General features: G+C 56.3%; 13 protein-coding genes. 7 read left to right on the plus strand and 6 right to left on the minus strand.

Features of this window, described 5'->3' with window-relative positions; translation table 11 throughout:
* Window positions 1–109: 109 nt before the first annotated feature.
* Window positions 110–301 carry a hypothetical protein gene (locus ACQ4N7_RS21395; protein ID WP_035993818.1) on the minus strand — a complete coding sequence of 64 codons (192 nt, stop codon included), beginning with the start codon at window positions 299–301 and terminating at the stop codon, window positions 110–112.
* 179 nt (window positions 302–480) lie between these two features.
* Between ACQ4N7_RS21395 and ACQ4N7_RS21400 the strand changes: the two genes are divergently transcribed.
* Window positions 481–1,146, plus strand: a complete 666-nt coding sequence (locus tag ACQ4N7_RS21400) for a class I SAM-dependent methyltransferase (RefSeq protein WP_430713518.1) — start codon at window positions 481–483, stop codon at window positions 1,144–1,146.
* Window positions 1,147–1,207: 61 nt separating this feature from the next.
* Here ACQ4N7_RS21400 and ACQ4N7_RS21405 read toward each other — a convergent pair whose 3' ends face one another.
* Genes ACQ4N7_RS21405 through ACQ4N7_RS21415 form a run of 3 tightly spaced genes read right to left on the minus strand, consistent with a single transcriptional unit; the run spans window position 1,208 to window position 8,044 of the window.
* On the minus strand, window positions 1,208–3,775 hold the full coding sequence (locus ACQ4N7_RS21405; RefSeq protein WP_430713519.1) for a C1 family peptidase: 2,568 nt from the start codon (window positions 3,773–3,775) through the stop codon (window positions 1,208–1,210).
* Between the two features lie 22 nt (window positions 3,776–3,797).
* Window positions 3,798–7,538, minus strand: coding sequence for a hypothetical protein (locus ACQ4N7_RS21410; RefSeq protein ID WP_430713520.1), 3,741 nt, complete (start codon window positions 7,536–7,538; stop codon window positions 3,798–3,800).
* Window positions 7,535–8,044, minus strand: coding sequence for a hypothetical protein (locus ACQ4N7_RS21415; RefSeq protein ID WP_430713521.1), 510 nt, complete (start codon window positions 8,042–8,044; stop codon window positions 7,535–7,537). The genes ACQ4N7_RS21410 and ACQ4N7_RS21415 overlap by 4 nt, the downstream gene beginning before the upstream one ends.
* Window positions 8,045–8,579: 535 nt before the next feature.
* On the opposite strand from ACQ4N7_RS21415, the gene ACQ4N7_RS21420 reads away from it, so the two are divergent.
* Entirely contained in the window at window positions 8,580–8,771 is a 192-nt protein-coding gene (locus ACQ4N7_RS21420; RefSeq protein WP_430713522.1) for a hypothetical protein, read from the plus strand.
* Window positions 8,772–8,850: 79 nt separating this feature from the next.
* Here ACQ4N7_RS21420 and ACQ4N7_RS21425 read toward each other — a convergent pair whose 3' ends face one another.
* Entirely contained in the window at window positions 8,851–10,152 is a 1,302-nt protein-coding gene (locus ACQ4N7_RS21425; protein ID WP_430713523.1) for an ATP-binding protein, read from the minus strand.
* Window positions 10,153–10,172: 20 nt separating this feature from the next.
* Window positions 10,173–10,490, minus strand: a complete 318-nt coding sequence (locus tag ACQ4N7_RS21430) for a DUF1825 family protein (protein WP_430713524.1) — start codon at window positions 10,488–10,490, stop codon at window positions 10,173–10,175.
* 245 nt (window positions 10,491–10,735) lie between these two features.
* Here ACQ4N7_RS21430 and ACQ4N7_RS21435 point away from each other — a divergent pair, with 245 nt between their 5' ends.
* The 5 genes from ACQ4N7_RS21435 to rimK all read left to right on the plus strand — a co-directional run bounded on the left by ACQ4N7_RS21435 (window position 10,736) and on the right by rimK (window position 14,836).
* A complete protein-coding gene (locus ACQ4N7_RS21435; protein WP_430713525.1) occupies window positions 10,736–11,080 on the plus strand; it encodes a YbaB/EbfC family nucleoid-associated protein in 345 nt (114 codons plus the stop codon).
* Window positions 11,081–11,091: 11 nt separating this feature from the next.
* Window positions 11,092–11,580 carry a low molecular weight protein-tyrosine-phosphatase gene (locus ACQ4N7_RS21440; RefSeq protein ID WP_430713526.1) on the plus strand — a complete coding sequence of 163 codons (489 nt, stop codon included), beginning with the start codon at window positions 11,092–11,094 and terminating at the stop codon, window positions 11,578–11,580.
* Window positions 11,581–11,628: 48 nt separating this feature from the next.
* Window positions 11,629–13,356 (plus strand): alpha/beta hydrolase, encoded by a 1,728-nt coding sequence (locus tag ACQ4N7_RS21445; RefSeq protein WP_430713527.1) that lies wholly within the window; start codon window positions 11,629–11,631, stop codon window positions 13,354–13,356.
* Window positions 13,357–13,427: 71 nt separating this feature from the next.
* Window positions 13,428–13,883, plus strand: coding sequence for an ATP-dependent zinc protease family protein (locus ACQ4N7_RS21450; RefSeq protein WP_430713528.1), 456 nt, complete (start codon window positions 13,428–13,430; stop codon window positions 13,881–13,883).
* A gap of 47 nt (window positions 13,884–13,930) precedes the next feature.
* On the plus strand, window positions 13,931–14,836 hold the full coding sequence (gene rimK / locus ACQ4N7_RS21455; RefSeq protein WP_430713529.1) for a 30S ribosomal protein S6--L-glutamate ligase: 906 nt from the start codon (window positions 13,931–13,933) through the stop codon (window positions 14,834–14,836).
* The last annotated feature ends 59 nt before the right edge of the window (window positions 14,837–14,895 follow it).

The raw sequence follows: 14,895 nt of genomic DNA on the forward strand, positions 1-14,895 counted from the left end.
GCTGACTAGCCCTGCGGCTGAAACCGCGATCGCTGCGGGCCTGGTCAATTTGTCTACTTAAAGCTTTGCGGCTGAGTCTGCTTCTGCCTGAGTTGCGGGCGGAAGCGCACTAGCTATAGCGCTCGACAAAAGCCCGCCCCGCCGACATAGCGGCGCTGCTAGTGGTGTAAAACGTACCATCGCTCAGCACGTCTAAATCGGGATTGACGATCCAGCACTGATAACCTCGATCTTTGCTGTGGCTGACGCCAATAATCCACCCCGTCATGGCCGAAATTTGCACTACTGAGTCTGTGTCCATGGCCATATTCTCCCCTGGGCCTAAGACTTAGCCTCACCCAGGCCCCCATGCTGGCTGAGTCCAGTGGCCGAGTCAGGTTCAATTCCTGCGGTGCTATGGTAAGGCAAATCTAGTTTAACTCCGGCAAAACCGCTAACTTTCTTTCTATTTGCCTCGGCCTTCTACCTACTCTTGCGGCAATGAGCAACCAAACCCTCAACCTCGACGATCGCCTGTACCGCTACCTGGTCAGCCACTCGGTGCACGAACCAGAGGTGCTGGTCGCCCTGCGCCACGAAACCGCCCAGCACCCGATGGCGCAAATGCAGATTGCTCCTGAGCAGGGGCAGTTTATGGCGCTGCTGGTACAGCTTTTAGGCGTCACCAAAGCGTTAGAAGTCGGCGTGTTTACCGGCTATAGTGCCCTGCGGGTAGCGCTGGCGATGCCGCCCGAGGGCAGGCTGGTGGCCTGCGATGTGAGTGAAGACTATACGGCGATCGCCCGCCGCTACTGGGAAAAAGCTGGAGTCGCCCACAAAATTGACCTGCGCATTGCCCCAGCCACCGATACCCTGACCCAGCTAATCGAAGCTGGAGAAGCCAACAGCTTTGACTTTGCCTTTATCGACGCCGACAAAAGCGGTTACCCCACCTACTATGAGCAAACGCTACAGCTAGTGCGACCGGGGGGATTGATTGCCTTAGATAACGTACTTTGGTCGGGACAGGTGGCCGATCCAGCTGTAACTGATAATCGCACCAACACGCTGCGTCGCCTAAATGAGGCAATCTACAACGACGATCGCGTCGTCGCTAGCCTAGTGCCCATCGCCGACGGCCTGACGCTGGTAATGAAAAAAAGATAAGCCTTTGGCAACGTCTGCCGCCGTGTCACGCACTCATTCGATTGGTGCTTTCGCGTCTTTTTTACTTTATCTCTGTTTTATCGGGGGGAGTACCGGGATCGACTGCTCCTAGCCCAAAGGCTCCCCCATCAAACCATTCCGATTTCAGAAGTGACCACCAATCAGCGGTCAACCCATCCAAAACATAATCATAGGGCAGCCAGCCATAGCCTCCATCGCCCCAGGCGGTTCCCCAAGAATTGCGGATTAAGATTGCCCCTTTCTTGGCAGGTTCCCCATCTACACGGTCAATGGCTTTGTAGTCGTTGTAACCGACAGCTACAGCCGCATGACCACCAACGACCTGATCACGAGAGCCAGGGTAAGCAATATAGCCTCGCCGAATATTTTTTTCTTTATAGAAGGAGCTATAGACTGTGAACCCAAACATGCAGGGCATACCTGCGGCCAGCACAGCTTTGATTTGAAATAGCAACAGCTCCCGAGAGTCCATTTGTCCGTCTTGAGGAGCCAGATTGGCAGCGTCTAAACGAAAGTATTTTAGAGATTGAAAACTTTGGGCATAGGCATAGCAGAAGGCTGGAGGTTCTTCGTTAAAATCCTCTGCTTTCCAGGGCCAAACCTCTTCAGGTGGAACGCCAAACAACACTAGCACTTTCATGGTTTGACGCACAGATGCTCCTAGATCGCCAGCTCGGCTCATTAGATTACGGGATACCTTGTATAAAAAACGAGGTGAAAGGCCAATGTATCTTCCATATCGTCGTTGAGCAAAATACTCTAGCAAAGCAATGCCTGCGAAAGCCGTACAAGCATTTAATCTGCCTTGATCTTTGACCGGGGGACACCAATAGCTCAAGTCAATGCTACCCGGCAAGAAAAAGTGGAAGGTAGCTTCAGGATCACTATCATAGGGAATTTCTTTCAACAATCTGGCGTGAATTGGCAGCTGAAGAGTTACTGGCTCTAAGAAGAGAACACTGTCATCTCGGGAACTCTGTTTTGTCGAGTCCTTTTGCCTTTCACTAAAGGAACGGTTATCAATCTCAAATATTTCTTTTTTGGCAGTAATCAGAGATTCTAAATTTGATTTTTCTTTGAGATGAGAGCCTAAGCTGTGTTCGTAATCTTGAAGCGAAATACCATATTGACAGTGTAAAATATCCTCAAGAAAATCAAAGAAAGAAAAAGATTCAAAATCCTCACTCTTTCTTCTTAACGCTTCCTTCCTGGTCCGATCAATTTTTATGAGTGCCTCTAAAAACAGCTCGGAAACGCTTACCCTGAGCTCATCAAGCACCTCAATCTGGTCAGAGAGATAGTCAGGAGAGTAACTTGAGAAAAGAGTTTTATAAGCTGTTACTTTAGAGAAGTTCTCGAGCTTATGCAGTTGGGAAAAATTTTCTAATCGCATAAACCCAGCTTCGACAGCTTGTTTAAAGTTGTCAAACTTGGCCAAGGGAGACAAAATCTGTAGGAAGGCAGATGCTAAAGGCTCAATTACATAAAACCATTTTCCAAATTGTTCGATAAATTTACTGCTGGAGTTCACAATGAAACTTGACTGGAATCCTGCTTTGCCACCAGCCAGCATTTCTTTTAATCTCTTCTCATCTCCGGCCAGAGTTTCTTTTAATCTTTTCTCATCCCCGGCCAGCATCGCTTCTAATTCATCTCGCATCGGCACCGATAGGGAGGCATCAAAGTCCTCACTTTTTTGAATGAGCCTATCCTTAACAGCATCTAACGCCTCAAGGAGATTTTGATGCTCACCTTGCTTGAAGCCGAAATTTTTATCTCGCCTGATCTTAGCCAGTTCTTTTTGAGAAAAATCTTCTAGTTCAAGTTGAGCAGTCTGAATTACTTCAGATTGTATATATTGCAGCTGATTCAATCTAGACCTACAGAAGGCTTTGAAGGCTTCCTTAATGGCCAGCCTGAATTTTCCACAAATCCATAAATCAACTAAATGATCAAAGATTTCTTCTAAAACCTCATTAGGAATTAGTGTAGACGGACACAGCAGATGAACGTTGATGGACCTGTTTTTCTTGCCAGAAAGAAATAGCCTAAGCTTTGCATAGGTTTTAGGACCAACAATACCATCGTCAAGCTCATTTGCTTCCCGCTGAAAAGTTTTCACGAGTTCTTCAAGTTGATTGTCAAAGTTTGGTTCCTGAAGCCATTGAATAAACCTTACGCTCGTGGCAGCAGCACCTTCATCTCCAGAAAAACCATAGGCTTTTCTGAGCTTTTCCTTGAACTCATATTCTGCTGTTGAATAAATAAAATAAAGAGCCTGTTTAAGCTGTAGAAGTTGCTTGGAAGGTGGCACTCCTTTTCTAAGATTTTTGTAAACTCTTATTGACGGGAAAAATGTTTCACCTAGCAATTTTTGCCTAATTTTTTCAATCTGAGTAATTTGATCTTCCTTAAGCAAATCACCATTTTGAATTAAGTCAATTACGTCGTTAGTAATCTCCTCTATATGGCTGACACCCTCTTGAGTTAAAACTCGTATTTCATTGTTTAGTGCGGTCGGAAGGCTAGGATCGGTAATATCCGGCAGGTCTGGAATCCATCCAAACCCTTTCTCTTTCCAGTTTGGCTCCTGGTTCGGGATAGGCATGCCACTTCTCCAAGAAATATCTCTAAATCTTTAGGTTTTTGCAGGGATTAATCGTTTCAGTCTGATTTTGCAAGTATTGTTCTGCCCAAGCGCATCCTTCTCTCAACATGCTTGTCAAGCTGAGCAAATCAGTGTTCCACAGAATTATTTCACCATCGGCGCTACCAGATATAAGCGTAGAGTTCTTTAGGCTGAGAGCATTAATTCCTTCGCTATGACCGACTAGGGTGGCCATAAGTTGTCCATCACGCCAGACCTTGATCGTTCTATCTTCACTGGCGCTAAAGAGAAGTGAGTCGTCATTGCTGAATTGAACATCCGTGACGATATTGCTATGGCCTCTGAGGGTTTTAAGCGGTCTTCCGTCGCTACTCCACAGGTTTACGGTGCGATCGGCACTGGCCGTTGCGATCGCATTCCCTTGCCGATTAAATGCAACGCCCCATATAGGAGCCGTATGGGCGATTAACTCAGCGATCGGTTTACCCGTTTCTACATTCCAAAGAATGGCTTTGCTGTCTTCACCAACACTAATTAGCTGCTCGCCACTAGGGCTAAACTGCACTCGATTCACCGAATCTTGATGGCCCGTGAGAACCTTAGGTGCCTTGCTGAGGTTTGAGCTATCCCAAATCTTGACTAATTGATCGCCGCCCGCAGAGGCAAACAAGCTGCCCTGGGGGCTAAAGCTTACGCCATAGACACCGTCGCTGTGGGCATCAGAAATGAGCTGAGGAGGTCGCTCGGCAGATCCAGGGGTTGGGTTACCCAAGGACCAGAGGCTAATGCTGTTATCTAAATCTGCACTGACAAGGTATTGACCATCAGGACTAAAGCTGACGCTAGTGCCGTACTTGCCAAAATGCTCTAAATAGGTTGGAGCTAGTCGGTTAGAGCCGTCAAGCGGCCACAGGGCAACCTTACTATCGTATCTAGAGGCTGCTAACCAGGGCTGGGCTGCACTCACGTCTAAGTTGCTGACTCCGCTCAGATCAGCTGGCGATGGCTCAAGGACGGTAAGCCTAGAACCATAGTCAAACTGCCATAGCTTGACGGTTTGATCAGCGCTGGCGGAGGCAAGAAAACGACCATCGGGGCTAAAGTCAATGCCTTTAACCCTAGCAGTATGGCCTTTTAGCGTAGCTAATCGATCGCCGCTGGTGGCATCCCAAATCTCAACTGCGCCGCTGTCGAGGGCTGTAGCAATGTATTGACTGTCGGGGCTAAAGGCCACCCGCCAAACTCCCGCACCATCGCTGGAGGTTAGGGCTCTGACGAATTCTCCGGCGGCGGTCCACAGCCGCACGCTGCCGTCATCGCTGCCGGAAGCCAGCCATTGCCGATCAGGGCTGAACCGGACGCTGTTAACGCCAGCCTGATGCCCGGTTAAGGGACTACCTGCCTTAGCTTTGCCAAAGAGATCCCAAAGACCTACCGTGCCATCGTCACTAGCGGTGGCAATGGTGAGACCGTCAGCGCTAAAGTCTACTTCGCGGATGTCGTCTTGGTGAGCAGTAAAGAAGCGTTTGCGCTCCCCCTGAAATGTCCAAAGCTTAACCTCGCCATCTGCGCCAGCTGAAGCCAAAATATCAATGACTGGATTGAATCGCACACTATAGGCAAAGTCACCGTGGGCAGGAATCGGTGCGCCGATCGGCTGACCTTCCTTTGTCCAAAGTTTGACAACTCCATCGGCACTAGAGCTAGCTATCATCTGGCCATCATGGCTAAAGGCCACACCTAGCACGCGATCGTCGTGGCCTAGCTCTGCGGGCAAGGGCTGCCCACTGCTGCTCCACAGCTTTACGCTGCCATCGTGACTAGCGGTAGCCAGGGTGTTGTCCTCTGGGTTGAAGGCAACCGCATCTACCAAGTCTCCGTGGCCTTGTAGGCGGTTTTTTTCGCGCACCCAGTAGACGCCCTGGGCTAGGGCGGTCATGACATCGGCTTGAAGGACGGGGGGGCGCAGAAAGGCCGGTATGCGCTGTAGGCGAGTGCCAGCGTCTAACGCCGTCAAAAGCGGAGTTAGCGTATCGCGGTTGACGGTAAATTCGGCTTTGGTGGTTTGGGTCAGGGCTTTGATCTGGCCCTGCTCAGCTCGAATCCACTGGGTTAGGGCGAGAAAGGCCAGGCCGCTGACGGTAGCCAGGGCGATGCCAACCCCGGCAATGGTGCGGCGCAGGCGCTGCACTTCGCGGCGGTGCTCGCGATCGGCGAGGGCTTCGCTAGCCTGAATAAAGGCGGTTTCTTCGGCACAGAAATTGCCAAAGCGATCGCGCAACTCCTGCTTTTGAGCCATCAACCACTGCAGTTTGCTGCCCTGCCACAGTTCGGCCTCTGCCTGGGCTGAGGTTTGCTGGTGCAGATCGTGCCAGCGAATAGCGTCGTCCTTGAGCTGGTTGCGCAGGCGAATGAGAGGTTTGCTTTCTTCGATCCAGCGCTTGAGGGTATCCCAGGAGTCGATCAGGGTTTCGTGGGCCAGCTCGACTACGGCACTGCTGTCGGGGCTGGGGCGATCGCTGACCAGCAGACTCGCGTTAATCAGCTGCTGCAGCACCTTTTGCTCGGTCGGGTCGCGAAACTCGGTGAGGGTAGCGCGGCGGCTGACGGCTTTGCCCACGGCGGTGGTGCCCACATCGGCGGTGGTGGTGTCAACGAGCTGTAAAAAGATGTGCTTGGCGACCTGTTGCTCATCGACAGAAAAGCCGTTGTAAATCTCGTCAACCCGCCGCTGGAGGGCACCGCGCACGCCGCCGATCTGGCGGTAGGTGCTGGTGCGCAGAATGCGATCGCCCAGATCGCCGCTGCTCTCCCACAGCAGCTTGAGGGTGTACTGCAACAGCGGCAGCGAAATTCGCTCGGCTTCGCCAGTGGCGTTTCGCCCCTTTAACCCCTGGATAATTTCTGCTACCAGGTCAGGCTCAAAGATTACCCCGTGGTGGGCGGCGGGCTGCTCAATAGCCAGGCGCAGTTCGTCGTCGCCCAGGTCAGTAATCAGCTCCGATCGCTGCAAAATGCCGCTGAGGCTGGGGTAGGCGCTGAGGCGATCGAGGAAATCGGCCCGCATGGCCACCACGAGATCGACCGCAGGCAACCTGGCCCCGACCAAGGTCACCAGCGCGTCAATAAAGCGCTGGCGAATCAGCCCGTCGGAGCAGAGGGTAAACAGTTCCTCAAACTGGTCGATAAAAATCAGCCATTCGTCGTCGTCAGCCCTAACCGTTTGAGCGGCCTTCAGCAGGCTGTCGGGCCGACCTGCCAGTAAAAACTCCGTCTCCGACTGGCGGTAGCCAGCGCTGGTCAGGCTGGCCCGAAACGACTCGAAGGGATTGCGATCGGGGGTGCAGATCAGCTCTCGAAAGCCACCGCCCCGCTGCTGGGCCAGTTGGGGTATCAGCCCGGCTCGAATTAGCGAGGATTTGCCGCTGCCCGAGGCCCCTAGCACCAGTAAAAAGTGGTCTTGCAGGCGCTCTTGCAGGTGGGCAATGATGCGATCGCGGCCAAAGAACAGATCGCGATCGCGCACCTCAAACTTGCGCAGGCCAATGTAGGGCGATCGCGGGTTTAGGGGCCGGGCTTTGACTTGGTCAAAGGCCACCTGGGTGATGTGGGTAATCTGCGCGTGGGACTGATCGATGGTGGTCTGCGAAAAATCGACCCGGTTGCCCGCGCCATCGACCTGAAAATTGCCCCCAATCGCCACATCCTGGGCCTGGGACGAGGACGCCGGTTTGCGCTCCGGTTCGGCCTCGGGCGTGCTCACAGCAGCACCACGGCTTTGGCCACCAGACCCGCTACCCGCATGACCGGCTCAGCCAGGGTTTCTACCCCAGCCAGCCCCTTGCGCAGGGCCTCTACCGACTGATCGATCAAATCTTTGTCGGGTTTTTCTTTGTCTAGCTCGGTGGCCAGCGTGGTGATAGGCACCTTAGCGGTCGCCTTCTCAATTTGGTTTAGGTGGGCAGAATTGATGACCTGCTGTTGCAGAGCAGCTAGGGCCTGTAGCAAAGCCTGGGTAGTCTCGGCATCACCGGGGGGGGAGCCTGTGGTGCGATTGCCCACGGTCTGCTGCTGGCTCATGTCGACGGTGACGCCGCTGCCGCCCACCTGAAAGTTGCCGCCCACGGTCATCGATCGGCTTTGCTGGGTGCTGGCCACTGGCGTCGCCGTGTCTAGTACGGTACTCAGCCGCGATTTGAGGGCTGCCTTTTCTTCGACACTCAGACTGCCGACAATCTCAAGAACGTCATCAACGGTGTATTTAGGCATGGTGATCACCCCAGTTTGGGAAAGCACTTAGAGCGTTCCATTTCAGTAAACCTGCCCTTTAAGGTTGCAAACCCAGCCCGTCAGGCCCGTTGTCATACAACCTGGGCTCAAGGTTCAGCTGAAACACGTCAGTAGGAACACTCTTGGGCTGCTTTGCCGATGGAAACAAGCATAGCGGCAGTCTTAGCAAAGGGGATTAAGTCTCAGAAATACTTAATCCCCTTTGCCAATTTCTGTCCTCATCCTGGGATCTACTTGTCGATGCAGAACTATTGATACAGAACCAGCTGATGTCACCTGGTCCGAGTTGAGCGATCGCATCGCCAGTAACGCCGCTGAGAGCAGCGGCCATTTGCCAAAAATCACGGGTGCCGCTCTAGGCCTTGGTTCTGATGCCCCCTTCTGGTGCCTGAGGTAGAGGAAAAAAGAAAACGTCTGCCTTTTGGGTTAGGGCTACGCCCTTCTAGAGAGGGATTAAGAAAACCAGCGATCGCCCTAGCCTGATAAAAGCAACCTTAATGAGAGGTCAACCATTATGTCAGACGATAAAAGCAAGGCTAAGAGCAGCAGTGAAGAGCAAGATGGGTACAACACCCCCATCGACCCCATGCAGCGCCACACCGGCATGTACGAAGCTGGCGATGGTAAAGACGAAGCGCAGCCCGAAGGCGGCAGCAGCAACACTGGGGTAGAGGGTGCCCCTAACCAGGGTACCGAAAAGCGCTAAACCCCCCAGCGGCCTGAGGCTTGACTGGTAGTGGTGTTTTGAAGCGATCGCACAGGCTGCGATCGCTTTTTTAATGCCCCTACAGTGGCCTGGTAGTCAAGCCCAGTTCTGCCGTCAGCCAGTCGATAAACTGGCGCGCGGCGCGGCCCGATCGCCCGTTGTGGCGGGTGGCCCACTGCAGGGCGCGGGCGGTCAGATCCTCATCGGCCAGGGGAATGCTGGCCTGCTGGGCCAGGTGCCGCACGATGGTCAGGTAGGTGGGCTGGTCGGCGGGCTCAAAGGTAAGGGTGAGGCCAAAGCGATCGCTAAACGACAGCTTTTCCTGCATCGTATCCCAGGCCTGCACGTCGTCCTGGTCGCTGGGGCGGGGGCGATCGCTAAAGAACTCCCGCACCAGGTGGCGACGGTTGGAGGTGGCGTAGACCACCACGTTGGCGGGGCGAGCGGTGGTGCTGCCCTCCAGTACCACCTTGAGCGCTTTAAACGTGTCGTCGTCCTCCTCAAAGGAGAGGTCGTCGACGAAGATAATGAATTTCTGAGGGCGCGATCGCAAATCGCCCACAATTTCGGGCAGGGCCTGCAAGTCGCCCTTAGCTACCTCCACCAGGCGCAGGCCCTGGGGCGCATACTCATTTACCAACGCCTTCACCAGCGACGATTTGCCCGAGCCCCGACTGCCGTAGAGCAGCACGTTGAGGGCCGGGTAGCCTTTGAGTAAGGCCAGGGTGTTCTGCACCAGCTGCTGACGCGGGTGCTCGTAGGCGGTGAGCTGAGCGAGGCGGATCGGGTCGGGTTCAGCAATGCCTTGAAGTGCCCCACCGCGCCAGCTGAAGGCGCGGTACTGGGCAAACAAACCCGCACCGTGGCGGCGGTAGTGCGCGGCCAGCGCGGCGACAGTCTCAGCCCAGGCAGTCTCTGTGGACAGCGGCAGCGACGGCGATGGCGAGGATTTTTCGGCTATAGACCAGGCTACCGGGGGTTCGGGGAGGCGCGCGATCGCCTGCACCCACCCGGCCACCCGATCACCGCTGAGCTGGTAAAGGGCCTGGAGCTGCTCCAGGTCATGGGCAGCGGCGGCGACTAGGGCCGGGGGCAAATCGCCATAGTCCCAGCGCTGGGCCTGGGCCGTAAACGGATTTTCTGCGTAGGCAATTTGTCGCAGTAGGTAGGTACCCCAGCTGCCGCCCGTATCGGCCAGCGCCTGAAACCAGGCGGCGTAGCCTCTCAGGCTGAGCGCCGCATCCTCCGTTTGCAGAGCCTCCAGCAGCGCCCTAAACGCTGCGCCAACAGAGGTCTGAAACGCGCCGCCGTAGAGCAACAGGCCGTCTAAGCGCTGGCGGTAGCGCTGCACCTCGCCCTGGGCGGCGGCTATCTCTGGCATGCCATTGTTGGGCAAAATCTCTACGCCTCAATTTCAGCCTTCATGCGCTCCAGGGTCTGGTGCATCTGCTGAAACATCATATCGGGAGTCATGCCAAACTGACCCAGCTGGGTTTTGAGCTGCTCCACGGTCATTTTGGCCTGAAAGTCTTCTGAAAGCTCAAACCGCTTCATAAAAATGTGGTAGCGATCCATCATCGCTTCCATTTGGGCAATGTACATTTTCTTGCCCTCGCGGTCGAACTTGCCGTAATTGCCCCCGAGCTGCACCAGCGATTGATAATCCTGAAACAGCTGCATGGCCTCTTGCTGGACAATTTCTGAATCAAAAAATCCCATGATGTTACGCGGTCTATGCCGAGAGCTATTGTGGTTGACCTCGCCAGGCTCCGGCAGGCAGTCCGAAGCTAAGGGTGTAGCGAGTCGTCTAATATTAAAAGCGTAAGGTTCAGCTTAGCTCCCGGCCAAGGGTAGATAACCCTACTTAGTCTCTTCGATTTTGTCGCTTGGCGTTAGAATCGTATAGCTGATTGACGCCACCCGCTGGGCCGCCACCAGCACGCTGTACGTTCGAGAGAAACTCCATGTCACAAGGTCAAGGGTTTGGGTTTGGGTTAGGCAAGATGAAGGAGCTGACCGAAGCCTTCAAAAAAGCCCAGCAGATTCAAGAGGGGGCCAAGCAGCTTCAGGAAGAACTGGAGCAAATGGAGATTGAAGGCGAGTCGGGTGGTGGGCTGGTTAAAGTAACCATGAGCGGCAACCAGGAGCCCAAGGGCGTGACGATCGCCCCCGAGGCGCTGAACGAAGGGGCCGAGGTGCTCTCTGACCTGGTGGCAGCGGCGATGAAAGACGCCTACGAAAAATCGACGGCCACTATGCGCGATCGCATGGAAGTGCTCACGGGCGGCCTTAACCTGCCCGGCATGTAGGCTCCAGTTCTATGACCATCCGCCTTTTGTTTGTCTGCCTGGGCAACATCTGCCGGTCACCCTCGGCCGAAAACATCATGAACCACCTGATCGCGCAGCGGCAGCTAGGTGAGCAGGTGGTGTGCGACTCGGCAGGTACCGCTAGCTACCACGTAGGGAACGGCCCCGATCGCCGCATGACCCAGGCTGCCAAAGCCAGAGGCATCGATCTGGTCGGGCAAGCACGGCAGTTTGAGGTCGCTGACTTCGATCGCTTTGACTACATTCTGGCCATGGACCGCCAGAACTATCGCGACATTTTGGCCCTCGACCCCGCCCGGCAGCACGCCGATAAGGTGCGGCTGATGTGCGACTTTTGCCGCACCCACCCCGATCGCGAGGTGCCCGACCCCTACTACGGTGGCCCCGAAGGGTTTACCTACGTGATTGAGCTTTTGCTCGATGCCTGTGAAGGGTTTCTCGACCACATTCTCGATCACCCTGTAGCGACCCTCCGCTAGCCACCTGGTACCCCTGTGACCCTCAACGGCCCTGTCCCTAGGCACCCCTTGATACCCTCTTCAGCGCGGATCTCGCGATCCTGGCGGCGGCGCGGTTTGGCGTGGGCGCTAGGGGTGCTGGGTGCGCTGGCAGCGGCGACCCCGGCATCGGCGGCTGAAGCACTGCTGGTGTCCTACGGCATTCTGGAGCGATCGATTCCGATCGCCGACCTGGAGCGGTTTGCCACTACCGGAGAACTCACCCCCCAGCTCCGCATCTACAGTCGGCAGCTGCGGCTCTCCGATGAGCAGCTCGCTCAGGTGCGGGAAGTGCTGACGACTCCGGCGTCCATCAGCCCGGTGGGCGTGGCCCAGTTTCTCTACACCGAGCAGGGCGTGCTGCTGCTAGAGCAGATTAGCCGGGTGGTACAAACCCCGGTGCGCCAGGCCAACGTACAGGCCCTGCGGGGGGCGCTGATTTTGGCTGCCGCCAACCCCGAGTCGGGCTTTACGCTGCTCAACGTGCTCAAAACCTATCCCACCGTCGCCATCCGGATTGATTTGGCCGCAGGCCTGGCGATCGCCCGCGAGATCAACGAGGCTATTTTGCAGTCCGAGGCAGCCTTTGAGCAGGTGCAGACCCTGGCTCGGCAGGAGGCCGAAGCCAACCCGGTCGATGTCGAGGCGCTGCTACAGCTGGTGCAGAGCGAGCGTCAGTACGATCTCGATCTAATTCAAGTGATAGTGCCGGGTTTGCCCCGGCCAGTACAGCTTTACCTACCCCAGGTGCGATCGGGCCAGCGGGGGAGACCAGCCCAGGGCTTTCCGCTGGTGGTGATCTCCCACGGGCTGGGGGGCACCCGCGATAGCTATACCTACCTGGCCGAGTACCTGGCCAGCGGCGGCATTGCTGTCGCCACCCTAGAGCACCCCGGCAGCAACGATCAGCAGCTCTACGCCCTGCTGACGGGGCAGTCAGACGCGGTGGTACAAACCGAGGAGTTTTTGCGGCGTCCCCGCGATGTGTCACTAACGCTCAACACCCTCGCTCGCCTCAACCAGAGCCCTTCACCCCTGCGTCGGCAGCTCGACCTAGACCGGGTGGGGGTAGTAGGCCAGTCGTTTGGGGGCTATACGGCCCTGGCCCTGGCCGGGGCCAGCTTTGACCTGGCGGGTCTGAGCGAGGTGTGCCCTCCCGGCACGTTGTCCTTCAACCCATCGCTGCTGCTGCAGTGTCAGGCCCTGAACCTGGGCAACCCGAGCAGCCTGGTCGATCGCCGAGTGAAGTCGATATTTATCATGAACCCAGTGGGCAGCGTCCTGTTTGGGCCCGTCGGCTACGGCCAGATCGACGTGCCGGTGATGATGGTAGCGGGCACCGCCGACACCGTTGCTCCGGCCTTTCCAGAGCAGCTCGTGCCCTTTACCTGGCTCACCACGCCCGATCGCTACCTGCTGCTGATTAGCCAGGGCACTCACTTCTCCACCATTGGCGATATCGCGACGGGCAACCAGCCCCTGCCCATTCCGCCCGAGCTGATTGGGTCGCGTCCCGAGCTGGTGTGGACCTACATGCAGGTGCTGGGCCTGGCCTACTTTAAGCTCACCCTGGAGGGTGACCAGCGGTTTCAGCCCGCCCTGCAGCCCGCCTTTGCCGCCGCGCTGGGGGTAGAGCCCTACCTGCTCAGCCTGCTCAGCGCTCCCAACGCCGATATCAGTCCTGCTGCCCCCGATGCTGCCCCTGAACCGGCTCCCACCCCCGTCGAGGCCGGGCTAAATGATTCCCCGGCTCCCTAGGAGCAAACCCTCTTTCGCCCTGGTATGCTCCCTGCTATGGTGTCAGAGCCAACTGTAGTCTCAAAGATGGTATGAGTTCTGGTGCTGCATCGGCTGCGATCATCGGCTGGCGAGAATGGGTAGCCCTGCCGGGACTGGGGGTTCAGGCCATCAAGGCTAAGATTGATACTGGGGCGCGATCGTCGGCGCTTCACGCCTTTGCGGTGGAGCGGTTTGAGCAGGGCGGCAGAGCGATGGTGCGCTTTCAGGCCCATCCTCTCCAGCGTAACGACGACGTTACGGTCACCGCCGAAGCCGTGCTTTTGGAAGAGCGCGAGGTGCGCAACTCGGGGGGGCAGGCGGAGCTGCGTCCGGTAATCGAAACTCAGGTGCAGGTGGGCCGCGCCGTGTGGACCATTGAGCTGACCCTGACCAATCGCGATGAAATGGGCTTTCGTATGCTGCTGGGGCGGCAGGCGGTGCGGCGGCGCTACCTGGTCGATCCGGGGCGATCGTACCTGCAACCCCTGCCCAAACCGCCCGATTGACCCCTGATTACCGCTAAACTAACCCCCGAGGATGACTCCTGAGGCCCATGAAGATTGCGATTTTATCCAGGGATGCCACCCTCTACTCAACCCGGCGACTGGTGCAGGCAGGGGAAGAGCGTGGCCACGAGATGCAGGTGATCGACCATCTGCGCTGCTACATGAACATCACCTCCCACCAGCCTAAGGTGATGTACCAAAGCCAGCCAATAGTAGATATTGACGCGGTGATCCCTCGGATTGGGGCGTCGAACACCTTTTATGGCACGGCGGTGGTGCGCCAGTTTGAAATTATGGGGGTGTTTACGGCCAATACCTCGATGGCGATTTCCAGGTCGCGCGACAAACTCAGGTCGCTCCAGATCATGGCCCGCCGCGGCATTGGCCTGCCGGTGACGGGCTTTGCCCACTCCACCAAAGATATCGACGGCCTGGTGGATATCGTCGGCGGTGCCCCCCTGGTGATCAAGCTGCTCGAAGGCACCCAGGGCATCGGCGTGGTGCTGGCCGAAACTCAGCAGGCGGCCAAGTCGGTAATCGAGGCCTTTCGCGGCCTCGACGCCAACATTCTGGTGCAGGAGTTCATTAAAGAAGCGGGCGGCATGGACATTCGCTGCTTTGTGATTGGCGACAAGGTGGTCGCCGCTATGAAGCGCCAGGGTGCCCCCGGCGAGTTTCGCTCCAACCTGCACCGGGGCGGCTCGGCCAGCCGGGTACGCCTCACCCCCGAAGAGCGCAGCACCGCCATTCGGGCCGCCAAGGCGATGGGCCTGCGGGTGGCCGGGGTCGATCTGCTGCGCTCTAACCACGGCCCGGTGGTGATGGAGGTCAACTCGTCACCGGGGTTAGAGGGCATTGAAACGGCCACCGATATCGATGTGGCGGGCAAAATTATCGACTTTGTGGTCAAGCACGCAGCACCGGGCAAAGACCGCGATCGCATCAAATATTAGGTATTAAGAGAGCAAACTGTAGGAGACTGCCATGCAGGGTGTACGGTGCAAGATTTCGG

The sequence above is a fragment of the Nodosilinea sp. AN01ver1 genome, assembly GCF_050565655.1.
In the GTDB taxonomy this organism is placed as follows: domain Bacteria; phylum Cyanobacteriota; class Cyanobacteriia; order Phormidesmidales; family Phormidesmidaceae; genus Nodosilinea.